We start from the raw sequence: 24541 nt of genomic DNA, 5'->3' as shown, positions 1-24541 counted from the left end.
ATGGCCAAGATCCACGCCACTGCGATCATCGACCCCGCGGCCGAGCTGGACGCGACGGTCACCGTCGGCCCCTACGCCGTGATCGGCCCGGATGTGCGCATCGGCGCCGGCACCAGCGTGGGCCCGCACACGGTGATCGAGGGCCGCACGACGATCGGCTGCGACAACCGCATCTTCCAGTTCGCCTCGATCGGCGCGATCTCGCAAGACATGAGCTACGGCGGCGAGCCGACGCAGCTGGTGATCGGCGACCGCAACACGATCCGCGAGTTCTGCACCCTCAACCTGGGCACGATGAAGGAAGAGGGCGTCACGCGCATCGGCTCGGACAACTGGATCATGGCCTACGTGCACGTCGCGCACGATTGCCGCGTCGGCAACCACATCGTGATGGCCAACAACGCCACGCTGGCCGGCCACGTGCACGTGGGCGACTGGGCGGTGATCGGCGGGCTGACCGGGGTGCACCAGTTCGTGCACATCGGCGCCCACGCGATGATCGGCTTCCAGGGCCACGTGGCACAGGACGTGCCGCCCTACATGACGGTCGATGGCAATCCGCTGGCCGTGCGCGCGGTCAACCTCACCGGGCTGAAGCGCCGCGGCTTCAGCAATGAGCGCATGGGCGTGATCCGCCAGATGCACAAGCTGATCTATCGCGATTCGCTGACGCTGGATCAAGCCGTCGCCGCGATCGGCGCGCTGAAGGGCAGCCAGCCCGATGCCGACGCCGACGTGGCGGCGATGCTCGATTTCCTGGCCGGCGCCAAGCGCGGCATTGTTCGCTGAAGGCCGGCGTGAAGGTGTCGAATCCCCGCCTGGGCATGGTGGCCGGCGAGGCCTCCGGCGATTTGCTGGCCGGCCTGTTGCTGCAGGGCCTGCGTGAGCGTTGGCCTGGCGCCCTAGCCGCAGGCATCGGCGGGCCGAAGATGCTCGCCCAGGGCTTCGAGGCCTGGTGGCCGAGCAGCAAGCTGTCGGTCTTCGGTTATGTCGACGCGCTGCGCCACTACCGCGAGCTGGTTGGCATTCGCACCGCGCTGCGCAAGCGCCTGATCGCCGAGCGGCCCGATCTGTTCATCGGTGTCGACGCGCCTGACTTCAACTTCGGCCTCGAAACGCCGTTGCGCGAAGCCGGCATCCGCACGGTGCACTTCGTCTGCCCGTCGATCTGGGCCTGGCGCGGCGAGCGGGTCAAGAAGCTCGCCGCAGCGGCCGACCACGTGCTGTGTCTGTTCCCGTTCGAGCCCGCGTTGCTCGAGCAGCATGGCGTCAAGGCCAGTTTCGTCGGCCACCCGCTGGCCGACACGATCCCGCTGGAGCCGCCGCGCGAAGCGGCCCGCAATGCGCTGAAGCTGGCCCACGACGACACGGTGGTGGCGCTGTTGCCCGGCAGCCGGCGCAGCGAGATCCGCTACATCGCGCCGGCGCTGCTGCGGGCCGCGGCGCTGCTGGCTCGGCAGCGGCCCGGCCTGCGCTTTGTGCTGCCGGTGGCGCCGGGCCTGCGGGACATGGTCTGGCCGCTGGTCAACGAGCTGGCGGGTGGCGCCGAGGTCGAGCTGCTGGAAGGCCGATCGCACGAAGCGCTGGCAGCTTGCGACGTGACGCTGATCGCCAGCGGCACCGCCACGCTGGAGGCGGCGCTGTTCAAGCGGCCAATGGTCATCACCTACCGCATGCACTGGCTGAACTGGCAGTACATGAAGCGCCGCGCCTACCAGCGCTGGTTCGGGCTGCCGAACATCCTCAGCCGCAAGTTCATCGTGCCCGAGTTGATGCAAGATGCGGCCACGCCCGAGGCGCTGGCCCGCGAGGCCCTGGCCTGGCTGGACGATGCGCCGCGGCGCGCGTTGTTGAACGACCGATTGACCGAACTCCACCTGACATTGCGCCAGGACACGGCGCGCAAGGCCGGCGATGCGATCGCGCAAATTCTCGAAGCCTGAACAGATTTCGCTCGTCTTCGACGCGCCCGGCCTGGTGGCGGGCGTGGACGAGGCCGGCCGCGGGCCGCTGGCCGGGCCGGTCGTGGCCGCGGCGGTGATCCTGGACGAGCTGAAGCCGATCCGCGGGCTGAAGGATTCGAAGGTCTTGACCGAGAAGCGGCGCGAGGCCCTGTTCGACGAGATCCGCGCCAAGGCGCTGTGCTGCAGCATCGCCGAAGCCAGCGTCGACGAGATCGACACGCTCAACATCCTGCACGCGACGATGCTGGCGATGCGCCGTGCCGTCGAGGGCTTGCGCCTGCTGCCGGCCAAGGTGCTGGTGGACGGCAACCGGCTGCCGGTGCTGCGCGTGCCGGCCGAGGCGATCGTCAAGGGCGATGCCAAGGTCAAGTCGATCTCGGCCGCGTCGATCCTGGCCAAGGTGCACCGCGACCGCCTGTGCACGGCGCTGGACGAAGCCCACCCGCAGTACGGCTTTGCCACGCACAAGGGCTACCCGACGCCGGACCACCTGGCCGCCTTGCGCACGCATGGCGCCTGCGTGGTGCACCGCCGCAGCTTCGGGCCGGTGCGCGCCGCGCTCGGCCAGCTGGAATGAGCCGGTGAACGAGCCCCTGCTGATCACGGCGCGCGACAACCCGTTGTTGCAGCGCATTCGCAAGCTGGCCGGCGACCCGGGCGCCTACCGCAAGCAGGGCCAGGTCTGGCTCGAAGGTGACCACCTGGTCGGTGCCGCGCTGCAGCGCGGTGTCGCGCTGGATGAGCTGATCTTTGCCGAATCGGCCTGGGCCGAGCGTGTCGACTGGCGCGCTTGGGCCACCAAGGCCCGGCGCGTGTTGCGCGTGCCCGACCCCCTGTTCAAGACACTGAGCGGGCTGGAATCACCGGCGCGGTTGGGCGCCTTGCTCGTCACGCCGCCAGCACCGGCCATCGACCCGGTTGCGGCCAGTGTCGTGCTGGACCGGCTGCAGGACGCCGGCAACGTCGGCAGCATCCTGCGCAGCGCCGCTGCTTTCGGCGCGCGCCAGGTGCTGGCGATCAAGGGCACGGCGGCGCTGTGGTCGCCCAAGGTGCTGCGGGCCGGCATGGGGGCGCATTTCGGGCTGCACCTGATCGAGGGCTTGTCGCCGGACGATCTGGACGCGCTGCAGGTGCCGCTGCTGGCCACCAGCTCGCACGGCGGGCTGTGGCTCGGCCAGGCCGCGTTGCCGCAGCCCTGCGCCTGGGTACTGGGGCACGAGGGGCAGGGCGTCGACACCGCGCTGATGGCGCGCTGCACCCACACCGTGCGTATCCCGCAGCCGGGCGGCGAAGAGTCGCTCAATGTGGCGGCGGCCGCCGCGGTGTGCCTCTTCGCCTCAAGTTTGAACTGAGGCGGGTCTCAAGAAACGAAGGGCCGCTCCCGAGTTTCTTGATCCCCTTGGGGGACGGTCCGGGCACGGCCCGGACCTTGGGGCCGTCAATAAATCAGCCGGTCGGGCCGGATGTCGCGCAGGATGGTGGTGGCGATCTCCTCGATCGACTTGTGGGTCGAGCTGAGCCACGAGATGCCGCTGCGCTTCATCATCATCTCGGCTTCGCGCACCTCGTAGCGGCAGTTCTCGATCGCCGCATACTTGCTGCCCGGGCGCCGCTCGTGGCGGATGTGGGCGAGCCGGTCGGGGTCGATCGTCAGGCCGAAGCATTTGCGCTTGTGCGGGGCGAGCGACGACGGCAGGTGGCCGCGCTCGAAGTCTTCCGGGATCAGCGGGTAGTTGGCCGCCTTGATGCCGTGCTGCATCGCCAGGTACAGCGAGGTCGGCGTCTTGCCGCTGCGGCTGACGCCGACCAGGATCACGTCGGCCTGCTCCAGGTTCTTGGCCGACTGCCCGTCGTCGTGCGCCAGCGAGAAGTTGATCGCCTCGATGCGGTCGTTGTATTCCTCGCTCTTGGCGGCGTCTGAAAACCGGCCGACCCGGTGGTTGGACTTGATGCCGAACTCGCGCTCCAGTGGCTCGACGAAGGACGCGAACATGTCCATCACCATGCCCTTGCAGCGCTCGCTGGTCAGGATCGAGCGGATCGACTCGTTGGCCAGCGTGATGAAGACGATCGGCCGCTTGCCCTCGGCGTCGGCGGTGGCGTTGATCTCCGAGACGACCTTGTCGGCCTTGTCCTGGCTGTCGATGAAGGGCCGGCGGATGTGCCGGGGCTTGGCCGAAAACTGAGCCAGGATCGAGTTGCCGAAGGTCTCGGCGGTGATGCCGGTGCCGTCGGAGACGAAAAAGACGGTGCGATTGGGCATGTTCAGTTCCGGCGAGCCATTCCGGGCTGCGGTCGAACCCCTTGCGGGGGCTGCGGGCGATGCGGGGGTCGAGTCATATTGCACGCGGAGGTTTCAGCGGAGGTTCAGCGATGATAGGCAATCCCTCCGTAGAATGACGCCCCAATTGACGTGCTCCTTGGACGGGCCGCTTGAGCGGGCCGGCACACACCGCGGATGAGCCCCTGCAGCCAGACAAATCGAACCACACGCGCTGCAGCGTGGGCCCCCGGCGTGGCAGCAGGGGTGGCATGGCGCCAGGTTTTTTGTCATCAAGGAGCTTCCCCATGTCATCAACCCACCTGGCGACCGCCCTGGTCGCCCCGTTCGAACACCTGAGAATGACCGACGTCGAGGCGGTTGGCGGCAAGAACGCCAGCCTCGGCGAGATGATCAGCCAGTTGGCGGCGTCCGGCGTGCGCGTGCCGGGCGGCTTTGCCACCACCGCCCACGCGTTCCGCGAGTTTCTCAAGCACGGTGGCCTGACCGAGCGCATCAACGCCCGGCTGTCGGCCCTGGACACCGACGACGTGCGGGCGCTGGCCGAAGCAGGCGCCGAGATCCGCCAATGGGTGATCGACGCGCCGTTCCCGCCCGCTTTCGAGGCGGCGGTGCGCGCCGAGTACGACCGCGTGGTGGCCGGTGCGCCCGACGCGACCTGGGCCGTGCGCTCGTCCGCCACCGCTGAAGACCTGCCCGACGCCTCGTTCGCCGGCCAGCAAGAGACTTTCCTCAACGTGCACGGCATCGATGATGTGCTGCACAAGATGAAAGAGGTCTTCGCGTCGCTCTACAACGACCGCGCGATCAGCTACCGCGTCCACAAGGGCTTTGCCCATTCGGACGTGGCTCTGTCGGCCGGCGTGCAGCGCATGGTTCGCTCGGACCTGGGCTCGGCCGGCGTGATGTTCACGATCGACACCGAGTCCGGTTTCAAGGACGTGGTGTTCATCACCTCCAGCTACGGCCTGGGCGAGACGGTGGTGCAGGGCGCCGTCAACCCGGACGAGTTCTACGTCCACAAGCCGGCGCTCGAAGCCGGCAAGCTGGCCGTCATCCGCCGCGGCCTGGGTTCGAAGCTGGTTCGCATGGAATTCGCGACGCCGGCCGAAAAGGCCGCCACCGGCAAGCTGGTGAAGACGGTGGATACGCCGCCCGAGCAGCGCAACCGCTACTCGCTGACCGATGCCGATGTGACCGAGCTGGCCAAGTACGCGCTGGTGATCGAAAAGCACTACGGCCGCCCGATGGACATCGAGTGGGGCAAGGACGGCGTCGACGGCAAGCTCTACATCCTGCAGGCCCGGCCGGAAACCGTTCGCAGCCAGGCCGAAGGCCAGGTCGAGCACCGCTACAAGCTCAAGGGCCACTCGACCGTGTTGGCTGAAGGCCGCGCGATCGGCCAGAAGATCGGCACCGGCCCGGTCCGCCTGGTCAGCTCGATCGCCGAGATGGAGCGGGTGCAGCCCGGCGACGTGCTGGTCACCGACATGACCGATCCGAACTGGGAGCCGGTGATGAAGCGCGCCAGTGCCATCGTCACCAACCGCGGTGGCCGCACCTGCCACGCGGCGATCATTGCCCGCGAGCTGGGCATCCCGGCGGTGGTGGGTTGCGGCGACGCGACCGAGACGCTGCACGACGGCGCGCTGGTCACGGTGGCCTGCTCCGAGGGCGACACCGGCCACGTCTATGACGGGCTGTTGGAGACCGAGGTGACCGAGGTCACGCGCGGCGAAATGCCGTACTGCCCGATCAAGATCATGATGAACGTCGGCAACCCGACGCTGGCGTTCAACTTCGCGCAGGTGCCCAACTCCGGCGTGGGCCTGGCGCGGCTCGAGTTCATCATCAACAACAACATCGGCGTCCACCCGAAGGCGATCCTCGACTACCCGAACGTCGACCCCGACCTGAAGAAGGCGGTCGAGTCGGTGGCGCGTGGCCACGCGTCGCCGCGGGCTTTCTACGTCGACAAGCTGGCCGAAGGCGTGGCCACCATTGCGGCGGCCTTCTGGCCCAAGCCGGTGATCGTGCGCCTGTCCGACTTCAAGTCCAACGAGTACAAGAAGCTGATCGGCGGCTCGCGCTACGAGCCCGACGAAGAGAACCCGATGCTGGGCTTCCGCGGCGCCTCGCGCTACATCAGCGGCGAGTTCACCGATGCCTTCGGCATGGAGTGCGAAGCGCTCAAGCGCGTGCGCAACGACATGGGCCTGACCAACGTCGAGATCATGGTGCCCTTCGTGCGCACCGTGCGCCAGGCCGAGCGCGTGGCCGAGCTGCTGGCCGGGCGGGGCCTGAAGCGTGGCCAGAACGGCCTGCGCCTGATCATGATGTGCGAGGTGCCGAGCAACGCGATCCTGGCCGAGCAGTTCCTGCAGCACTTCGACGGTATGTCGATCGGCTCGAACGACCTGACCCAGCTGACGCTGGGCCTGGACCGCGACTCCGGCCTGGAACAGCTCGCCGACGATTTCGACGAGCGCGACCCGGCCGTCAAGGCGATGATTTCACGCGCCATCGCGGCCTGCCGGGCCACCGGCAAGTACGTGGGCATCTGCGGCCAGGGCCCCAGCGACCACCCCGACTTCGCCGACTGGCTGGCCGCCGAGGGCATCGTCTCGATCTCGCTGAACCCCGATTCGGTGATCGAGACCTGGACGCGGCTGGCGGCCATCCGCTGATCCGCGCCAAACCGCCAAACACAGGCTCGGGAGAACCCGGGCCTTTCTGTTATGATCGCGGGCTTTCCCTTTGCCGCACTTGCTTTGACGCGCAGGGCGGCTTCCATCCACGGAATCCACAAGGAGTGTTATGCGTCACTACGAGATCATTCTGCTGATCCATCCGGATCAAAGCGAACAGGTTCCGGCCATGCTGGAACGCTACAAGGCCCTGGTCACCAATGGTGGTGGCAAGGTGCACCGCGTGGAAGACTGGGGCCGCCGTCAGCTGGCCTACATGATCCAGAAGCTCGCCAAGGCGCACTACCTGTGCATCAACATCGAGTGCTCGAAGGAAGTGCTGGCCGAGCTCGAAACCGGCTTCCGCTTCAACGACGCCGTGCTGCGCCACCTGACCGTCGCCACCGCCAAGGCCGAAACGGCCCCGTCAGTGATGATGAAGTCGGTCGAGAAGGAAGAGGCCCGCAAGGCCGCCCAGGAGTCCACCACCTGAAGCCCGTTGGCTCGCCACGGCGTGCCGAGGCTGCGCGATGAACCGGTTGGTTCTGGCGGCTGAGGTGGTCGAGCGAGGCGCGATGCGTTACACCCCCGCCGGTTTGCCGGCCCTGGACCTGCAGCTCAGGCACCAGTCCACGGTCAGTGAAGACGGCCAACCCCGCCAAGTTGCGATGCAACTGAAAGCGGTGGCGATCGGGGCGATCACGCGGCCCGCCGCGGCCCTGGCGCTTGGAACCCCGGCTCAGTTCGCCGGTTTCCTGGCCGCCTCGCGCAACGGCAAAGGCCTCGTGTTCCACGTGACCGAGATCGACGCCTGACGAGCCCAACGTACCTGTTTGAACACCGGATAGACATTTTCAGAGGTCATCATGCCCCCACCGAAGAGCCGCTTTTCCAAGGACCGTCGTCCCAAGCGCAACCAGCAATCGCTGCTGTTCCGCCGCAAGAAGTTCTGCCGCTTCACCGTCACCGGCGTCGAGTCGATCGACTACAAGGACGTCGACCTGCTGCGTGATTTCATCGGCGAAAACGGCAAGATCACGCCGGCCCGCCTGACCGGCACGCGCGCTTTCTTCCAACGCCAGCTGACCACCGCCATCAAGCGCTCGCGCTTCCTGGCCATGCTGCCGTACAGCGACCAACACCGCGTCTAAGGAGCCACCACCATGCAAATCATCCTGCTGGACAAAGTGGCCAACCTGGGCAACCTGGGCGACATCGTCAAGGTCAAGGACGGCTTCGCCCGCAACTTCCTGATCCCGACCAAGCGCGCCCGCCGCGCCACCGAGGCCGCGATCAAGGAATTCGAAGCCCGCCGTGCCGAACTGGAAAAGGTCGCTGCTGACAAGCTGGCCGCTGCCACCGCCGTGGGCGAGAAGCTGGCTGGCCTGACCGTCACGATCAGCCAGAAGGCTGGCGTCGATGGCCGCCTGTTCGGCTCGGTCACCAACGGTGACATCGCCGAAGCGCTGATCAAGGCCGGCTTCCAGGTCGTCAAGTCGCAGGTTCGCCTGCCGAACGGCCCGCTGAAGGCCGTGGGCGAGTTCCCGGTCAGCGTTGCCGCCCACACCGATGTGGTGGTTGAGATCACCGTCAAGGTGGTTGGCGAGACCGACTGATCAGCGTTCGCGCTGAAGCAGAGGCCGGCTTTTGCCGGCTTCTTTCATTTGGGCGGCACGTTATCCACTGGTTCAGGCGGCGTGCGCACGGGATTTGCACAGGGTTACGCACAGCGTGCCAGAAACGAGTTTTCTGCCCCTATCGAATGCCCCTACTAGCCCGGCCGGGCTTCTGCTTCATAGGATCGACCGATGACCACGATCTTCGAATCGCACGACCCCCGCTCCGCCCCGCGCGACGAAGAGGTCGCGAAGCTGCGCGTGCCGCCGCACTCGATCGAAGCCGAGCAGAGCGTGCTCGGTGGCCTGTTGCTGGACAACGGCGCCTGGGACCGGGCCGCCGACGTGCTCAACGAGACCGATTTCTACCGTTATGAGCATCGGCTGATCTTCGGTGCCGTCGGCGGCCTGATCAACGCGACCAAGCCGGCCGACGTGATCACCGTCTTCGAGCAGTTGCAGTCGCTCGGCAAGGCCGAGGAGTGCGGTGGGCTGGCCTACCTGAATGCGCTCGCGCAGAGCGTGCCCAGCGCCGCCAACCTGCGCCGCTACGCCGAGATCGTTCGTGAGCGGGCGATCCTGCGCAAGCTGATCGCGGCGAGCGACGAGATCGCGACGCAGGCCTTCAACCCGCAAGGGCGGCAGGTCTCGCAGATCCTGGACGAGGCCGAAGGCAAGATCTTCAAGATCGGCGAAGAAGGCCAGCGCACCAAGCAGGGCTTCCAGAGCATGGACCAGCTGGTGATGCAACTGATCGACCGCGTCACCGAGCTGGCCGAGAACGGCGCCGAGGAAGTGACCGGCGTGCGCACCGGCTTCTACGACATGGACCGCATGACCGCGGGCCTGCAGGGCGGCGACCTGATCATCCTGGCCGCGCGGCCGTCGATGGGCAAGACCGCGTTCGCGCTGAACATCGCCGAGAGCGTGGCCGTGAACGAGGGCTTGCCGGTCGTCATCTTCTCGATGGAAATGGGCGCGGCGCAGCTCGCCTTGCGGATGGTCGGCTCGCTCGGGCGCATCGACCAGTCGGGCCTGCGCACCGGGCGGCTGCGCGACGACGACTGGGGCCGCCTGACCGAGGCGGTCGACAAGCTGTCCAAGGCCTCGATCTTCATCGACGAAACGCCGGCGCTGAACCCGGCCGAGTTGCGTGCCCGCGCACGCCGCCAGGCCCGCCAGTGCGGCAAGCTCGGCCTGATCGTCATCGACTACCTGCAGCTGATGAGCGGCACCAACAGCTCCAGCGGCGAAAACCGCGCGACCGAGATCAGCGAGATCTCGCGGGGCCTGAAAGCCCTGGCCAAGGAGCTGCACTGCCCGGTGATCGCGCTGTCGCAGCTGAACCGATCGGTCGAAACGCGAACCGACAAGCGGCCGATGATGAGCGACCTGCGCGAATCGGGCGCCATCGAGCAGGACGCGGACGTGATCATGTTCATCTACCGCGACGAGTACTACAACAAAGAGTCGAAAGAACCGGGCGTGGCCGAGATCATCATCGGCAAGCAGCGTAACGGCCCGGTGGGCACCTTGAAGCTGGCGTTCCTGAAGCAGAACACCAAGTTCGACAACCTGGCGCCCGACGCCTACACGCACCAGGAATACTGAGCGCCGCCGCTGCCGGGCCCACACGGGTTGCCGTGAGGGGCCGGCTGGGTGCAGGATGCTCGCCATGAAAGGCTGGAGCCTGCAAGCTCGGCTGGCAGTGCTGCTGCTGGCGCTGGTGGCCCTGCTGGGCACGGCAGGTGCACTGGCGTTGCGTGGCCTGGGGCAGGCCGCCTCGTCGCTCGATACCGTCTACCGTGACCGCGTGTTGCCGTTGCAGCAACTGGCGGCGATTTCCGAAGCCTATGGCGTGGGCATCGTGGCGGCGGTCGAGCGTGCGCGCGACGGCGCCATCCCGGCCTCGCAGGCGCTGGCCAGCATCGATGCGGCGCAGGCCCGCATCGACCAGCAGTGGCATGCCTATCGCCAGACCTACCTGGTCGCGCAAGAGGTTCAGCTGATCGCTGAAACCACCCCGCTGATGCAGCGCGCCGACTTGGCCGTGCAGCAGGCCAAGGGCCTGCTGTTGACGTCGGACCGACCGGGCTTGGCGCGTTTTGCGGCGACCGACATGTTCCCGGCCATCGCCCCGGTGATCGAGGTGCTGGGCCGCTTGATCGCGGTGCAGCCCGAGGTCGCGCATGTCGAGTCCGAGAGCGCACGTGCCACCTACCGGCGCACGTTGATCAGTGCCGGGGCGCTGGTCGCGCTGGCCTTGACGGCCGGTGGCCTTCTCACCGCGTCGGTGCTGTCACGCCATCTGCGCGAAAAGCGCGCGGCCGATGCCCGCACCGCACGGATCAGCCGCTTCCACCGCGCCCTGTCGCGGACCAACCAGCTGATCGTGCGCGAGGGCGATGCGCAGAAGCTGCTCGAAGGCCTGTGCCGCATCTGTGTCGACACCGGCCACGCTTTGCTGGCCAGCGTGCTGCTGCGTGACGGCGACCGGGCCCGCCGGGTGGTCAGCGCCGGGCCGGCCGCCGAGCTGTTCGCCGGCGTGCCGAGCGTGGTCGACCTGACCGAGCCGCGGGTGCGCATCTCGCTGAGCTGCGAGGCGATGGACCGGGGCGTGCCCGCGGTCAGTGACCACGTGGCGACCGACCCGCGAACCGCGCCGTGGCAAGAGCGCGCGCGCCACCACGGCGTCCGCTCGGCAGCGGCCTTTCCGCTGCGCCGCGGTGGCGCCGTGGCCGGGGTGCTGGTGCTGTACGCCGAGGAGCCGGGCTTCTTCGACGCACCGCTGGTGCAGTTGCTGGTCGAGATGGTCGGCGACGTTTCGTTCGCGCTCGACACGATCGACGGCAACGTGGCGCATCAGGCGGCGCAGCGCGAGGTCGAGGCTGGCTTGGTGCGCTTTCGCCAGCTGTTCTACAAGGCGCCGATGTCGATCATCATCCTGGCGCGAGACAGCGGCCACGTGCGCGACATCAACGACTTCGCCAGCGAGCGCTATGGCCTGACCCGCGCGGACATGATCGGCCGCACGATGCGCGAGCTGGGCGTGGGGCTGGTGGACAAGGACCGCGAGCGCTTCTATGCGCTGCTCGCACGCGACGGGCGGGTCGAGCAGATGCCCGCGCAGGTGAGGGGGGTCCAAGGGCAGCTGCGCGAGGTGTTGACCAGCGCCGAGCCCATCGACTACCTCGGTGAACCCTGCCTGCTGGCCATGAGCCTGGACGTGACCGCCTTGCGCGCCGCCGAGCAGGCGCGCCGAGCCCAGCAAGAGGCCGAAGCGGCCAGCCGTGCCAAGACCGAGTTCCTCTCGCGCATGAGCCACGAGCTGCGCACGCCGCTGAACGCGGTGCTCGGCTTCTCGCAGCTGCTGCGCGGCGACTTGCGGTTCGCCGCCGACCAGCAGGCCCAACTGGGCCACATCCACCAGGCCGGCCAACACCTGCTGGCATTGATCAACGACGTGCTCGACGTCGCCCGCATCGAGGAGGGCCGGCTCAAGGTGGCGACACAGGCCGTCTTGCTGGGGCCGGTGGTGGCCGACGCCTGCCGCATGCTGGCGCCCCTGGCCGAAGCGCAGGCGGTGCGCATCGACCCCGCGCCGCCCGGCATCGACACGGCCTGGGTGGAGGCCGACCCGATCCGGTTGCGCCAGGTGCTGATCAACCTGATGTCGAACGCCGTCAAGTACAACCGCCCCGGCGGCTGGGTGCGGGTGGAGCTGGCTCGCGACGCCGATCAGCTGTGGCTCAGCGTGCGGGACAACGGCATCGGCATGAGCGCCGAGCAGCTGGCGCATCTGTACGAGCCTTTCAACCGCCTCGGGCGCGAGCGGGGCGCCGTCGAGGGCACCGGCATCGGCATGGTGCTGACGCGCCAGCTGGTGCGCTTGATGCACGGGCAGCTCGAGGTGATGAGCCTGCCCGACCAGGGCACCCAGGTGCGGCTGGGGCTGCCGGCGGCGAGCGCGCAGCAGGCCTTGTCGATGGCCGCGCAACAGGCCGCCACCGCGGCGCCGGCGGCAACCGGCGCACCCACCGGCGTGGTGCTGTACATCGAAGACAACCCGGTCAACCTGCTGCTGGTCGAGCAGATGCTGGCGCGCTGGCCGGCCGTGCGGGTGGTGCAGGCCGAAAACGGCCGAACCGGGCTCGACCTGGCGCGCACCCTGAGGCCCGACGTGGTGCTGCTGGACATGCACCTGCCGGACCTGGACGGCGCCGAGGTCTTGCGGCGCCTGCGTGCCGACCCGGCCACGCGCGGTTTCACCGTGGTGGCCTTGTCGGCCAGCGCGATGCCCGAAGAGGTGGCCGAGGCGCGGGCCGCCGGCGCCAACGACTACTGGACCAAGCCGTTCGAGGTCGAGCACCTGCTGGCTGATTTGCGCCGGCTGCTGCCTTCGCGGCCGCAGGACGGGGTGTCATCGGCGGCAATGGGCTGGCACTGAAAAGTGGCCTCGCCGGCTTGGCTGCCGCGGTGATACTGTATATATTTACAGTATGCCAAGCAGCCACCCCAGCCCGCCACCCAGCCGCGCCGACCGGGCGACCCAGGCGGTGCCCGTCGTCTTCGTGCCCGCCAGGAAATCGCCCGCCGAACCGGTGGCCGTGAAGGGGCGCGGCACGGCCTGGGCGATCGAGCACCGGTTCACCAAAGACCACCACGAGCGCTTCGACGATGGCTGGGGCACGCTCGACCAGGACGCCGCCGAGGAAAGGCTGCCGCAAACCACCGAAATCATCGAGCAGCGCGTCAAGAGCATCCTGACCGGCAACGACTCGCCGGACATCAGCTTCGACCTGTCGATCAACCCCTACCGCGGCTGCGAGCACGGCTGCATCTACTGCTTCGCGCGGCCGACGCACAGCTACTTCAACCTGTCGCCTGGGCTCGATTTCGAGACCAAGATCTTTGCCAAGGTCAATGCGGCCGAGCGTGTGCGCGCCACGCTGCAAAGCCCCGGCTACGAGCCGATGCTGCTGAACATCGGCTCCGCGACCGACGCCTACCAGCCGGCCGAGCGCAAGCTCGGCATCACCCGCTCGGTGATCGAGGTGCTGAGCGAATTCAAGCACCCGTTTTCGGTCATCACCAAGTCGTCGGGCATCGAGCGCGACATCGACCTGATCGCGCCGATGGCCGCCGAGCACATGGCCGCCGCCTACATCTCGCTGACCACGCTGGACGGCGGGCTGGCCCGCATCCTCGAGCCGCGGGCGGCCCAGCCCGAGCGGCGTTTGAAGACCATCGAGCGCCTGGCCAAGGCGGGCATTCCGGTGGGCGTGAGCGCGTCGCCGATGATCCCGTTCATCAACGAGCCCGAGCTCGAGCGCATCCTCGAGGCGGCCGCGCAGGCCGGGGCCACCAGCGCCTTCAGCATCGTGATCCGCCTGCCGTGGGAGGTGAACCCGCTGTTCCAGCAGTGGCTCCAGGCGCACTTTCCCGAGCGTGCCAAGCGCGTGATGGCGCGCATCCGCGACATGCGCGGCGGCAAAGACTACGACGCGCGCTTCGGCAGCCGCATGTCAGGCCAGGGCCTGTGGGCCGAGTTGATCCGCCAACGTTTCGACAAGGCGGCTTCGCGGCTGGGCCTGCTCAACAACCGGGCTGCGCTGGACATGACGCGCTTCGTGCGCACTGCCAAGGCGAAGAAGCCGGCCAAGCCTGCGAGCGCGCCGCCAGCCGAACCGCCGGCACAGCAAAGCCTGTTCTAGCGACTGCAGGTCAGGCGGCGTTGCTGGGCTCGATGGCCAGCGCGGCGGCTGGCTGCTCGGCCGCGCCGGCCTCGGCGAGGTCGGCCAGGTCGGCTGGGTCCGCACTTGCCGGGCCGCCCGGGCTGCTCGGGGCGGCGTCGCCCGCAGGGGCGGCGGGCGGCGTGGGTTCGGCCGTGGGCGCCGCGGGCGCGGCCGTGGCGCGCAGGGCCAGCCCGCCCGATTGGCGGCCCGCACCGCCGCCCACGCCGGGCATCGTGGCCGAGGCCAGCTTGGCATACAGCTCGTCGGCCTGGGCCTGCAGCGCGCCGGCGTCGGGGATCTTCTCGGCGTGGCGTTGCAGCACCATGCGCGCCATGTCGATCAGCTTGGTGTTCAGCGTCTTGCTGCCGTGGCTGAGCAAGGCCATGGCGGCGGCCCGAGGCTCGCCGTTCAGGCTGTGGTTCATCGCCGCCTCGGCCAGCGCCAGCACCTTGGCGTGGGCGGCGCGCACCTGCTCGGCGTAGGGCGGGTAGACGCCGCAGGCCTTGGCCAGCAGCTCGGACAGGCTCTTCGACACGCAAAAGCGCATCGCGATGGTTTCGATCCACTCGTTGGCCGCGTCCAGCTGCAACTCGGCGGCGGCCAGCTCAGACATCAAGGTGGCCATGTTCAGCGCGGCTTCGATGTCGAAGCCCGGCTGCCTGATCTCGCGCGCCAGCTCGCGCAGCTCTTCGAGCACGCGGGCCAGCTGGCGGTTCTGCATCAGGCACAAGGTGCCGATCAGCGTGGCAAAGCGGCGCAGGCGCGAGCTTTGCGGGTTCTTCTCGAGCACGTGGCGCACGTTTTCTGCGCAGCGCTGCAGGCCCTTGCCGTCCTTGTCGCGAAAGCGCGCGAAGGCCAGCAGCACCATCGATTGCAGGTCGAACATCTTCGACGTGATGCCGATGCTGGCGGCGCGCTCCAGCGCCCGCCGCGCCTCGGCCTGTTCGCCGCAGTAGAAGGCCAGCATGCCCTGGCGCTGCAGCCGCTCGATCGAGCCGGGCGTCAGCTGGGTGGCCATGCGGTAGGTTTCCAGCGCCTCGGTCAACGCGCCTTGCTCCACATGCACGCGGCCCATCACGTCGTAGGCATCGGCATGGCTGGGGTCGTCGGCGATCAGCACCTCCAGCGTGCGGCGGGCCTGCTGCACCTTGCCGCCTTCGAGCTGCGAGCGTGCGATGCCCAGCCGGGCCCAGGGCAGGGCCTGGGCGTCGATGACGGCCTGGAAGAGCTTCTGCGCCGCGTCGTGCTGGCCGATCCGCAGCAACAGCTCGGCGCCGATGCGCGCGGCGTACAGCCAGTACGGCGCCTTGGCCTGAAAGCGCACCAGGCACAGCCGCGCCGCCTGGTCGAAGTCACCCGACTCGATCGCCACGAAGATGTCGCGCAGCACCCGCTTGCGCTTGCGCGCCTGCAGCAGGCGGTCGGCCAGCGACGCAGCGGCAAAGGGCTTGAGCAGGTAGCTGTCGAGCGCCGATTCGGCGGCTTCGGCGACGGCCGTGTAGCTGGCCTCGCCCGTCACCATCACGAAGACGGTGGAAAACGGCAGCAGCTGCGCGCGGCGAAGATCGTCCAGCAGCGACTGGCCGGACGAATTGCCGTCCTGGAAGTGCTGCTCGCACAGCACCAGGTCGAATTCGCGCGCCTCCAGCTGCTTGCGGGCATCGGCAATGCGATTGCATTGGATGACCGTGCCCACGCCGAGGTCGCGCAGCTGCGACGCCAGGATGCTGCGCGAGGTCGGATGACCATCGATGATGAGCGCCTTGCAGCTGCTGAAATCGTGGTCGGCGCGGGTCACCGCCCGTCTCCTGGACGCGCTGCGGTGACTTCAGCAGGGGTGTGGAACAAGCTGTGGGGCATGCGGCAGAAGCCAGACGGAGGCGGCCGCGGGAGGATCCCCTTGGCCTTGTCTGAGCATATCGGCCGCCGGCCGCACTACTTGAACAGATCCTTCACCCGGTCGGTCCAGCTCTTGGCGTTCGGCGAGTGGCGCTCGCCGCCTTTCTTCAGCGACTCGTCCAGCTCCTTGAGCAATTTGCGCTGGTGCTCGGTCAGCTTGACCGGCGTTTCCACGGTGACGTGGCAGTACAGATCGCCCGGGTAGCTGGAGCGGATGCCCTTGATGCCCTTGCCGCGCAGGCGGAAGGTCTTGCCGTGCTGGGTGCCCTCGGGCAGCTCGATCTCGGCCTTGCCGCCCAGCGTCGGCACCTCGATGGCGCCGCCCAGCGCGGCCGTGGTCAGGCTGACCGGCACGGTGCAGTGCAGGTCGTCGCCGTCGCGCTCGAAGATGTCGTGCTGCTTGATCCGGATCTCGATGTACAGGTCGCCCGGCGGGCCGCCGTTGGTGCCCGGCTCGCCGTTGCCGGCCGAGCGGATGCGCATGCCTTCGTTGATGCCGGCAGGGATCTTGACCTCCAGCGTCTTCTGCTTCTTGGTCTTGCCCGCGCCATCACACACCGTGCAGGGCTCGGGAATGATCTTGCCGGTGCCGTGGCAGTGCGGGCAGGTCTGCTGGATGCTGAAGAAGCCCTGGCGCATGTGCACCGTGCCGGCGCCGTTGCAGGTGCTGCAGGTCTTGGCCTTGGTGCCGGGCTTGGCGCCGGTGCCGTTGCAGGTCTCGCAATGCTCCCAGCTGGGGATGCGGATCTGGCTGTCCTTGCCGAGCGCGGCTTCTTCGAGCGTGATCTCCATCGCGTACGACAGGTCGTTGCCGCGGTAGACCTTTTGCCCACCGCCGCCACCGCCGCCGCGCCGGCCACCGCCGCCGCCCTGGCCACCGAAGATGTCGCCGAAGATGTCGCCAAAGGCCTCGGCGAAGCCGCCGAAGCCTTCAGCCCCCGGCCCGCCGCGGAACCCGCCGGCATTCGGGTCGACGCCGGCATGGCCGTATTGGTCGTAGGCCGCGCGCTTTTGCGGGTCCGAGAGCATCTCGTAGGCCTCTTTGGCCTCCTTGAACTTCTCTTCCGCGGCCTTGGCCTCGTCACCCTGGTTGCGGTCAGGGTGATGCTTCATGGCCAGCTTGCGGTAGGCCTTCTTGATGTCGTCGTCCGAGGCGTTCTTGGCGACGCCCAGGATTTCGTAATAGTCACGCTTTGCCATGAATGGATCCAACGAGGGTGCTCAAGCGAAACCGCCGCGTTGAGCGGCAGGCGTGTGGCCTGCCGTTCGAACGCGGCGAGATAAAACGTCGGGCCGACCGGGCCCGACGGTTTATCACTTCTTGACTTCCTTGAACTCCGCGTCGACCACGTTGTCGTCGTCGGCCGGCTTGGCCTGGGCTTGGGCGTGCTCGGCATGCTCGCCGCCACCGGCCGCTGCACCTGCCGCGGCCTGGGCCGCCTGCTGGTCGGCGTACATCTTTTCGCCCAGCTTCTGGCTGGCGGTCATCAGGGCTTCGGTCTTGGCGTCGATGGTGGCCTTGTCGTCGCTCTTCAGCGCTTCCTCGGCGTCCTTCAGCGCGGACTCGATCTTCTCCTTCTCGCCAGCGTCCAGCTTCTCGCCATGCTCGGCCAGGCTCTTCTTGACCGAGTGGATCATCGCGTCGGCCTGGTTGCGGGCCTGCACCAGCTCGAGCTTCTTCGCGTCTTCGGCCGCGTTCAGCTCGGCGTCCTTCACCATCTTCTCGATCTCGTCCTCGGACAGGCCCGAGTTCGCCTTGATGGTGATCTTGTTTTCCTTGCCGGTGCCCTTGTCCTTCGCGCTTACGTGCAGGATGCCGTTGGCGTCGATGTCGAAGGTCACCTCGATCTGCGGCAGGCCTCGCGGCGCCGGCGGGATGCCCTCGAGGTTGAACTCGCCCAGGCTCTTGTTGCCCGAGGCCATCTCGCGCTCGCCCTGGTAGACCTTGATCGTCACGGCCGGCTGGTTGTCGTCGGCGGTCGAGAAGGTCTGCGCGAACTTGGTCGGGATGGTCGTGTTCTTCTTGATCATCTTGGTCATCACGCCGCCCAGGGTCTCGATGCCCAGGCTCAGCGGGGTGACGTCGAGCAGCAGCACGTCCTTGCGCTCGCCGCCCAGCACCTGGCCTTGCACGGCCGCGCCCACGGCGACGGCTTCGTCAGGGTTGACGTCCTTGCGCGGCTCCTTGCCGAAGAACTCCTTGACCTTCTCCTGCACCTTGGGCATGCGGGTCATGCCGCCGACCAGGATCACGTCGTCGATGTCGGCCAGCTTGACGCCGGCGTCTTTCACCGCGATGCGGCAGGGCTCGATCGTGCGCTCGATCAACTCGTCGACCAGGCTTTCCAGCTTGGCGCGGGTCAGCTTGATGTTCAGGTGCTTCGGGCCCGACGCGTCGGCCGTGATGTAGGGCAGGTTGACGTCGGTCTGGGTGCTGTTGGACAGCTCGATCTTGGCCTTCTCGGCGGCTTCCTTCAGGCGCTGCAGGGCCAGCACGTCCTTCGTCAGGTCGACGCCTTGTTCCTTTTTGAACTCGGTGACGATGTAGTCGATGATGCGCTGGTCGAAGTCTTCGCCGCCCAAGAAGGTGTCGCCGTTGGTCGACAGCACTTCGAACTGCTTTTCGCCATCGACATCGGCGATCTCGATGATCGAGATGTCGAAGGTGCCGCCGCCCAAGTCGAACACGGCGATCTTGCGGTCACCCTTGCCGTGCTTGTCCAGGCCGAAGGCCAGGGCCGCGGCGGTGGGCTCGTTGATGATGCGCTTGACGTCCAGGCCGGCGATGCGGCCGGCGTCCTTGGTGGCCTGGCGCTGGCTGTCGTTGAAGTAGGCCGGCACCGTGATCACGGCTTCGGTCACCTCTTCACCGAGGTAGTCCTCGGCGGTCTTCTTCATCTTGCGCAGGATCTCGGCGCTGACCTGGGGCGGCGCGAGTTTCTTGCCGCGCACTTCGACCCAGGCGTCGCCGTTGTCGGCCGCGACGATCGAGTAGGGCATCAGGTCGATGTCCTTCTGCACTTCCTTCTCGGTGAACTTGCGGCCGATCAGGCGCTTGACGGCGTAGATCGTGTTGCGCGGGTTGGTCACGGCCTGGCGCTTGGCGGCTGCGCCGACCAGCACTTCGCCGTCTTCCTGGTAGGCGACGATCGAAGGCGTCGTGCGGGCGCCTTCCGAGTTCTCGATCACTCGCGTGGTGTTGCCTTCCATGACGGAGACACACGAGTTGGTCGTGCCGAGGTCAATGCCGATGATCTTTCCCATGATTCGTGCTCCTGATGCGTTAGGGCGTGTTGTTCTGGATTTGTGGATAACTCAGGCGTCTTCAAGGGCCGGGGCCTGTGAAAAACCGCCTCGGGGTGCTTACTTCGGGGCGGCCACGGTGACCAGCGCCGGGCGCAGCACCCGGTCGGTGATCAGGTAGCCTTTTTGCAGCACGGCGACCACGGTGTTCGCGTCCTGCTCGGCGGGCACCATGCTGATGGCCTGGTGCTGGTGCGGGTCGAACTTGGTGCCGGCGGGCGGGTTGATCTGCAGCACCTTGTTGCGCTCGAGCGCGGCGCTCAGCTGGCGCAATGTGGCGTGCACGCCTTCGAGCACTTTCTCGAGCGGCGCGTCGGGCATGGCGATCGCCGCTTCGAGGCTGTCTCGCACCGGCAGCAGGCTGTCGGCGAACGATTCGACGGCGTACTTGCGTGCCTTGCTGATCTCTTCTTCAGACCGGCGGCGCACGTTCTCGGCCTCGGCCTTGGCGCGCAGGTGGCCGTCCTGGGCTTCGGCCAGCTGGGCCTGGGCCAGGGCCAGTTGGGCCGCCAGGTCGCCGGCGTCGGGGGCGGCCGCGGGGGTTGGGGTGTCGGGAGCGTCGGCCATGGAGTGGGGGGTCTCGAGGTTCGGTTCTTGGCTGCTCATGTCGAAGTTCGTCAGAGGTCAGTTTTCGGGTTCTGCGGCCATTTGGGGCCGCTTTCCCCGGGTTCAAGAGGGTTTCTGCCCGCCGCGGTCACAAAAAATGGCGGCATATGCTGTGCCCGTGGGCACGGCGGCGTCACTCGTCGGCCGAGGCGCTCCAGCGGTCCCAGTCGGCCAGTTGGCGCCGGTCACGCTTGGTGGGCCGCCCGTGCTCGATCGTCTGGGCCGGCTCCACGCCCTGGCGCCGCGCCTCGCGGGCCGCCTCGCGCGCAGCCAGGCTGGCGGCCGTCTCGGCATACAGCTGCTGGGCGATCGGGGCCGGGCCGCGCAGTTCGCTCAGGCCCAGCACCTCGACCGTGCGTGGCGGCAGGCCCGGCTCGCGCACGGTCAGCGCATCGCCCACGCGCACGTCGCGCGAGGGTTTGGCGGGTTGGCCGTTGACGTCGACACGGTTCTTGCCGATCGCCTCGACGGCCAGGGCGCGGGTCTTGTAGAAGCGCGCCGCCCAGAGCCATTTGTCCAGCCGGACCGGCGCTGCGCTGAGCTTGGGTTCCTTCACGGGCGGGATTTTCTCTCAACGCGCGGCCCTTGCCAGCGGCAAGCGCACGGTGGCGTCCAGGCCTTCCACCGTGCCGTGGTTGACCCGGTTCTCCAGCTCGATTTGGCCACCCAGCGTGGTAACGATCTCATGGCAGATCGCCAGCCCGAGGCCCGAGCCGCTGCGCGCGCTGCCGGCCGCAAAGGGCTGGAACAGGCGTTGGCGCTGCTCGGCGCTGATGCCGGCGCCGCTGTCGGACACGGTCAGTGCCGCGTGGTGGCGGTCGGCCAGCAGGTGGATGGACAGCCGGCCACCGACCGGGCCGTGCTTGATCGCGTTGTGGATCAGGTTGCGCGACAGTTCGCGCAGCGCCCATTCGTGGGCGTGCACCGGGGCGGCTTGCGTCTCGATGTCGAAGTCGAGCTGGTGCTCGACGATCAGCGCCGACAGGTCGAGCGCGACGGCGCGCACGATCTCGGCCCAGTCCAGCGCCTTGGCATCGGCCTGCTGGCGGATCTGCTCGACCTTGGCCAGCGCGAGCATCTGGTTGGCCAGCAGCGTGGCGCGGTCGACCGTGTCGCCGATCTCGCTCAGGGCCTGCTGCGGCGCCACGTCACCGCGCTGGGCCGATTGGACCTGCGCCTTCAGCACCGCCAGCGGTGTGCGCAGCTGGTGTGAGGCGTCGCGCACGAAGCGCTTCTGGTGGTCCAGCAGGTGGCTCAGGCGGCCCATCAGGTGGTTGGTGGCGGCCACCAGCGGCTGCAGTTCGCGTGGCACGCCGTCGTCTTCGAGCGGCGCCAGGTCGCCCTCGGCGCGCGAGCGCAGGCGCAGGCTCAGCTCGCGCACCGGGCGCGTCGCGCGCTGCACGACGAACACCACCACGCCGGCAATCAGCACCAGCATCACCGCCTGGCGCCACAGCGTGTCCAGCAGCAGGCTGCGGGCGAGCGTTTCGCGCAGCTCCAAGGTCTCGGCCACCTGGATCGTCGCCATGCCCTGGCCGGTGGCCCAGGTCACCGGTTGCAGCAGCACCGCCACGCGCACCGGGGTGCCCTGGTAGCGGTCGTCGTAGAAGTCGACCAGCGCGGCGTAGGGGCCTTTCTGCGGCAGCTTGCCGTGCCAGGGCGCCAGGGCTTCGAAGCCCGAGACGGTTTCACCATCGAAGCCGGTCACCCGGTAGTACAGGCGGCTGCGGTTGTCGGCCTCGAAGGGCTCCAGCGCCGAGTACAGCAGCGTCGACTTCAGGCGCGGCTTGTCGCCCTCGATGGTGACCTCGAGCAGGTCGCCGATCGACTTGGCGGTGGCCAGCAGCGTGCGGTCGTAGGCGGTGTCTGCCGCGCGCAGCGCCTGGCGGTACAGCACCCCGGTGTTGATGGCGATGAAGCCCAGCACCGGCAGCAAGATGCCCAGCATCAGCCGGTCGCGCAGCGAGCGCCGGGCCCACCAGCGTTTCATTCGGCAGGGGCCTTCAGCAGGTAGCCCAGCCCGCGCAGCGTCACCAGCTGCACGCCCGTCGGGGCAAGCCGCTTGCGCAGCCGGTAGGCCACGACTTCGATGGCTTCGAGCTGCACCTCGGGGTGGCCCGGGAAGACGGCTTCGAACAGGCGCTCCTTCGCCTGGGCATGGCCGGGGCGCTGCAGCAGCGTGCGCAGCAGCGTGGCCTCGCGCGGCGCCAGCTCCAGCGCCTCGCCGCGAAAGTAGACCGCGCCGCTGTCGGGGTCGCTGCGCAGGCCGGCGAACTCGGGCGCGACGAGCGTCGGCGCGCTGTGGCCGGCCTGCGCCTGGCGGCGGGTGAGGGCGCGGATGCGCGCGTCCAGCTCGTCCAGGTCGAAGGGCTTGGGCAGGTAGTCGTCGGCACCGGTGTTCAGGCCGATGATGCGGTCGCCGATGGTGCCGCGCGCGGTGAGCACGATGACCGGTGTCGTCAGCCCTTCGGCGCGGGCGCGTTCGAGCACCTTCAGGCCGTCGAGGCCGGGCAGGCTCAGGTCCAGCAGCACCACGTCGGGCACGGCGGCTTGCCAGCGCTCCAGCGCGCGGGCGCCGTCGCCACAGGTGACCACGCGCATGCCGCGGCGTTCGAGCGTGCGCTGCAGCGTGGCTTGCAGCGTGGGGTCGTCTTCGATCAGCAGGACTTTCACCGCAGCCACCTTAGCACCCCGTTTGCCCCTGCATTCGCGCTTCGCCTGTTGGCGGCGGATCCGGGGTTTCCCTAGCCGGATCGACAGCCGGATGACAGCCCCATTGGCGAGCATGCCAGTGTCCCCAAACGAACCTCCAAGGAGACTGCGATGCGCCGAGACACCTTCCTGAAGTCACTCGCTGCCCTGGCCGCCGGCTCGGGCCTGCCGCTGCAGGCACTGGCCGCGGGTGCCAACCTGAAGATGATGATCCCGGCCAACCCCGGCGGCGGCTGGGACACCACCGGCCGCGCGCTGGGCAAGGCGCTGCAAGAGTCCGGCGCCGCGGCCACGGTCAGCTACGACAACAAGGGCGGCGCGGCCGGCGCGCTGGGCCTGGCGCAGTTCGCCAACGCCAGCAAGGGCGACCCGAACGCGGTGATGGTGATGGGCGCGGTGATGCTGGGCGGCATCATCACCGGCAAGCCGCCGGTGAGCCTGTCGCAGGCCACGCCGATCGCGCGCCTGACCAGCGAATACAACGTCTTCGTGCTGCCGGCCGATTCACCCTTCAAGACCATGAAGGACGTGGTCGAGCAGATGAAGAAAGACCCGGGCAGCGTCAAGTGGGGCGGCGGTTCGCGCGGCTCGACCGAGCACGTGGCCGCGGCGATGATCGCCCGCGAGGTGGGCGTGGATGCGGCCAAGATCAACTACGTGCCGTTCCGTGGGGGCGGCGAGGCCACCGCAGCCATCCTGGGCGGCAACGTGACCATCGGCGGCAGCGGCTACAGCGAGTTCCAGAGCTACATCGAGGCCGGCAAGATGCGCGCGATCGGCGTCACGTCAGACACGCGCCTGAAGGGCATCAACGTGCCGACGCTGAAAGAGCAGGGCATCAACGTCGTGATCGGCAACTGGCGCGGGGTCTACGGCGCGGGCGGCATCACGCCGGACCAGCGCAAGGCGCTGACCGAGATGATCGTCAAGGCCACCAAGAGCAAGGCCTGGGCCGAGTCGCTGGAGAAGAACGGCTGGACTTCGGCGCTGATGGTCGGCCCGGAGTTCGAGAAGTTCGTCGACGACGAGTTCGCGGGCCTGCGCGCGATCATGGTCAAGGCCGGGATGATCTGACGATGGCCACGTCAGCGCACCGCCCTGCGCAGGGCGAACCGACGGGCCGGGCGCTGCGCGCCGGCCTGGCGTGGGGGCCGGCATGAAGGCGCCGCAGGCAGCGCCGCAGATGGCACTCGGTGCCGGCACGCTGCTGGCCGGCATCGGGTTCGTCTGGGGGGCCTTCCAGCTCTCTTCCGACGCGGGCTATGCCGGCGTCGGGCCGAACTTCCTGCCGCTGGTGGTGGGGGCGATGCTGTGCGTCTGCGGCGTGTGGCTGGTCTGGGAGGCCGCGAGCGGCGGCTTTCGCAACATGGAAGAGCCCTCGGGCGCTGACCGTGGCGACTGGCGCGGCTTCGCATGGGTCAGCGCCGGCATCCTGGCGAATGCCGCGCTGATCACGACGATTGGCTTCATCCTCAGCTGCACCTTGTGCTTCGTGCTGGCCGCGCGCGGCTTCAAGGAGGCCGAGGGTGAGCGCGGCATCCGGCTGCGGGCGCTGGCGCTCGACGCGCTGGTCGGCCTGGCGATCTCGGCCCCTGTCTTCTGGATGTTCACCCAGTTGCTCTCCATCGGCCTGCCCGGTCTCACCTCGACCGGATGGCTTTAATGAAACCCCCAAGCTCACAGCGTTCGCAGCTCCCCGAGGGGGTGCTGCGAACCTTGGGAACGGCCCGGCGGTACT

Annotated in this window: 22 protein-coding genes; 14 read left to right on the top strand and 8 right to left on the bottom strand. The window is 68.2% G+C overall.

Features of this window, described 5'->3' with window-relative positions; translation table 11 throughout:
• From lpxA to ACE3SG_RS08785, 4 genes are read left to right on the top strand one after another with little or no spacing between them, the layout of a single operon-like run.
• Positions 1 to 789 carry an acyl-ACP--UDP-N-acetylglucosamine O-acyltransferase gene (lpxA, locus tag ACE3SG_RS08800; RefSeq protein ID WP_374564212.1) on the top strand — a complete coding sequence of 263 codons (789 nt, stop codon included), beginning with the start codon at positions 1 to 3 and terminating at the stop codon, positions 787 to 789.
• A 35-nt stretch (positions 790 to 824) separates the two neighbouring features.
• Positions 825 to 1943, top strand: a complete 1119-nt coding sequence (gene lpxB / locus ACE3SG_RS08795; RefSeq protein WP_374564474.1) for a lipid-A-disaccharide synthase — start codon at positions 825 to 827, stop codon at positions 1941 to 1943.
• Complete coding sequence (gene rnhB, locus ACE3SG_RS08790) at positions 1915 to 2541, top strand: ribonuclease HII (protein WP_374564210.1); 627 nt, start codon at positions 1915 to 1917, stop codon at positions 2539 to 2541. The genes lpxB and rnhB overlap by 29 nt, the downstream gene beginning before the upstream one ends.
• A 4-nt stretch (positions 2542 to 2545) precedes the next feature.
• Positions 2546 to 3316: a TrmH family RNA methyltransferase gene (locus ACE3SG_RS08785; RefSeq protein ID WP_374564208.1), complete on the top strand. Its 771-nt coding sequence runs from the start codon at positions 2546 to 2548 to the stop codon at positions 3314 to 3316.
• An 86-nt stretch (positions 3317 to 3402) separates the two neighbouring features.
• Here the strand turns inward: ACE3SG_RS08785 and ACE3SG_RS08780 are convergent, their stop codons facing one another.
• Complete coding sequence (locus ACE3SG_RS08780; RefSeq protein WP_374564206.1) at positions 3403 to 4227, bottom strand: pyruvate, water dikinase regulatory protein; 825 nt, start codon at positions 4225 to 4227, stop codon at positions 3403 to 3405.
• Positions 4228 to 4532: 305 nt separating this feature from the next.
• On the opposite strand from ACE3SG_RS08780, the gene ppsA reads away from it, so the two are divergent.
• From ppsA to ACE3SG_RS08740, 8 genes are all read left to right on the top strand, one after another.
• Positions 4533 to 6932: a phosphoenolpyruvate synthase gene (ppsA, locus tag ACE3SG_RS08775; RefSeq protein WP_374564204.1), complete on the top strand. Its 2400-nt coding sequence runs from the start codon at positions 4533 to 4535 to the stop codon at positions 6930 to 6932.
• Between the two features lie 130 nt (positions 6933 to 7062).
• On the top strand, positions 7063 to 7425 hold the full coding sequence (rpsF, locus tag ACE3SG_RS08770; RefSeq protein WP_329717107.1) for a 30S ribosomal protein S6: 363 nt from the start codon (positions 7063 to 7065) through the stop codon (positions 7423 to 7425).
• A gap of 37 nt (positions 7426 to 7462) precedes the next feature.
• Positions 7463 to 7747: a primosomal replication protein N gene (gene priB / locus ACE3SG_RS08765; RefSeq protein ID WP_374564201.1), complete on the top strand. Its 285-nt coding sequence runs from the start codon at positions 7463 to 7465 to the stop codon at positions 7745 to 7747.
• A gap of 51 nt (positions 7748 to 7798) precedes the next feature.
• A complete protein-coding gene (gene rpsR, locus ACE3SG_RS08760) occupies positions 7799 to 8083 on the top strand; it encodes a 30S ribosomal protein S18 (protein ID WP_329717109.1) in 285 nt (94 codons plus the stop codon).
• 12 nt (positions 8084 to 8095) lie between these two features.
• Positions 8096 to 8548: a 50S ribosomal protein L9 gene (gene rplI, locus ACE3SG_RS08755; RefSeq protein ID WP_374564198.1), complete on the top strand. Its 453-nt coding sequence runs from the start codon at positions 8096 to 8098 to the stop codon at positions 8546 to 8548.
• A gap of 192 nt (positions 8549 to 8740) precedes the next feature.
• Positions 8741 to 10159, top strand: coding sequence for a replicative DNA helicase (dnaB, locus tag ACE3SG_RS08750; protein ID WP_374564196.1), 1419 nt, complete (start codon positions 8741 to 8743; stop codon positions 10157 to 10159).
• 64 nt (positions 10160 to 10223) lie between these two features.
• On the top strand, positions 10224 to 12995 hold the full coding sequence (locus ACE3SG_RS08745; RefSeq protein WP_374564194.1) for an ATP-binding protein: 2772 nt from the start codon (positions 10224 to 10226) through the stop codon (positions 12993 to 12995).
• Between the two features lie 52 nt (positions 12996 to 13047).
• Entirely contained in the window at positions 13048 to 14262 is a 1215-nt protein-coding gene (locus ACE3SG_RS08740) for a PA0069 family radical SAM protein (RefSeq protein WP_374564193.1), read from the top strand.
• A 10-nt stretch (positions 14263 to 14272) separates the two neighbouring features.
• Here ACE3SG_RS08740 and ACE3SG_RS08735 read toward each other — a convergent pair whose 3' ends face one another.
• From ACE3SG_RS08735 to ACE3SG_RS08705, 7 genes are all read right to left on the bottom strand, one after another.
• Entirely contained in the window at positions 14273 to 16081 is a 1809-nt protein-coding gene (locus tag ACE3SG_RS08735) for a response regulator (RefSeq protein WP_374564191.1), read from the bottom strand.
• Between the two features lie 137 nt (positions 16082 to 16218).
• Positions 16219 to 17382 (bottom strand): molecular chaperone DnaJ, encoded by a 1164-nt coding sequence (gene dnaJ / locus ACE3SG_RS08730; protein WP_374564189.1) that lies wholly within the window; start codon positions 17380 to 17382, stop codon positions 16219 to 16221.
• A 114-nt stretch (positions 17383 to 17496) separates the two neighbouring features.
• Positions 17497 to 19446 (bottom strand): molecular chaperone DnaK, encoded by a 1950-nt coding sequence (gene dnaK, locus ACE3SG_RS08725; protein ID WP_374564187.1) that lies wholly within the window; start codon positions 19444 to 19446, stop codon positions 17497 to 17499.
• Positions 19447 to 19545: 99 nt separating this feature from the next.
• The gene (gene grpE / locus ACE3SG_RS08720) at positions 19546 to 20091 is read right to left on the bottom strand and encodes a nucleotide exchange factor GrpE (RefSeq protein ID WP_374564186.1); all 546 of its coding nucleotides are present in this window, start codon (positions 20089 to 20091) and stop codon (positions 19546 to 19548) included.
• A 133-nt stretch (positions 20092 to 20224) separates the two neighbouring features.
• Complete coding sequence (locus ACE3SG_RS08715; protein WP_374564184.1) at positions 20225 to 20647, bottom strand: RNA-binding S4 domain-containing protein; 423 nt, start codon at positions 20645 to 20647, stop codon at positions 20225 to 20227.
• 15 nt (positions 20648 to 20662) lie between these two features.
• Positions 20663 to 22081: a sensor histidine kinase gene (locus tag ACE3SG_RS08710; RefSeq protein WP_374564183.1), complete on the bottom strand. Its 1419-nt coding sequence runs from the start codon at positions 22079 to 22081 to the stop codon at positions 20663 to 20665.
• A complete protein-coding gene (locus tag ACE3SG_RS08705; RefSeq protein WP_374564181.1) occupies positions 22078 to 22764 on the bottom strand; it encodes a response regulator transcription factor in 687 nt (228 codons plus the stop codon). The genes ACE3SG_RS08710 and ACE3SG_RS08705 overlap by 4 nt, the downstream gene beginning before the upstream one ends.
• A gap of 150 nt (positions 22765 to 22914) precedes the next feature.
• Between ACE3SG_RS08705 and ACE3SG_RS08700 the strand changes: the two genes are divergently transcribed.
• Together ACE3SG_RS08700 and ACE3SG_RS08695 are read left to right on the top strand one after the other, a co-directional pair.
• Positions 22915 to 23877, top strand: coding sequence for a Bug family tripartite tricarboxylate transporter substrate binding protein (locus ACE3SG_RS08700; protein ID WP_374564179.1), 963 nt, complete (start codon positions 22915 to 22917; stop codon positions 23875 to 23877).
• An 82-nt stretch (positions 23878 to 23959) separates the two neighbouring features.
• Entirely contained in the window at positions 23960 to 24466 is a 507-nt protein-coding gene (locus ACE3SG_RS08695; protein WP_374564177.1) for a tripartite tricarboxylate transporter TctB family protein, read from the top strand.
• The last annotated feature ends 75 nt before the right edge of the window (positions 24467 to 24541 follow it).

The sequence above is a fragment of the Ideonella sp. genome (assembly GCF_041914305.1).
Taxonomy (GTDB): domain Bacteria; phylum Pseudomonadota; class Gammaproteobacteria; order Burkholderiales; family Burkholderiaceae_C; genus Ideonella.
Note: the sequence above shows the minus strand (reverse complement) of the source record. Positions and strands in the feature narration are given on the sequence as shown.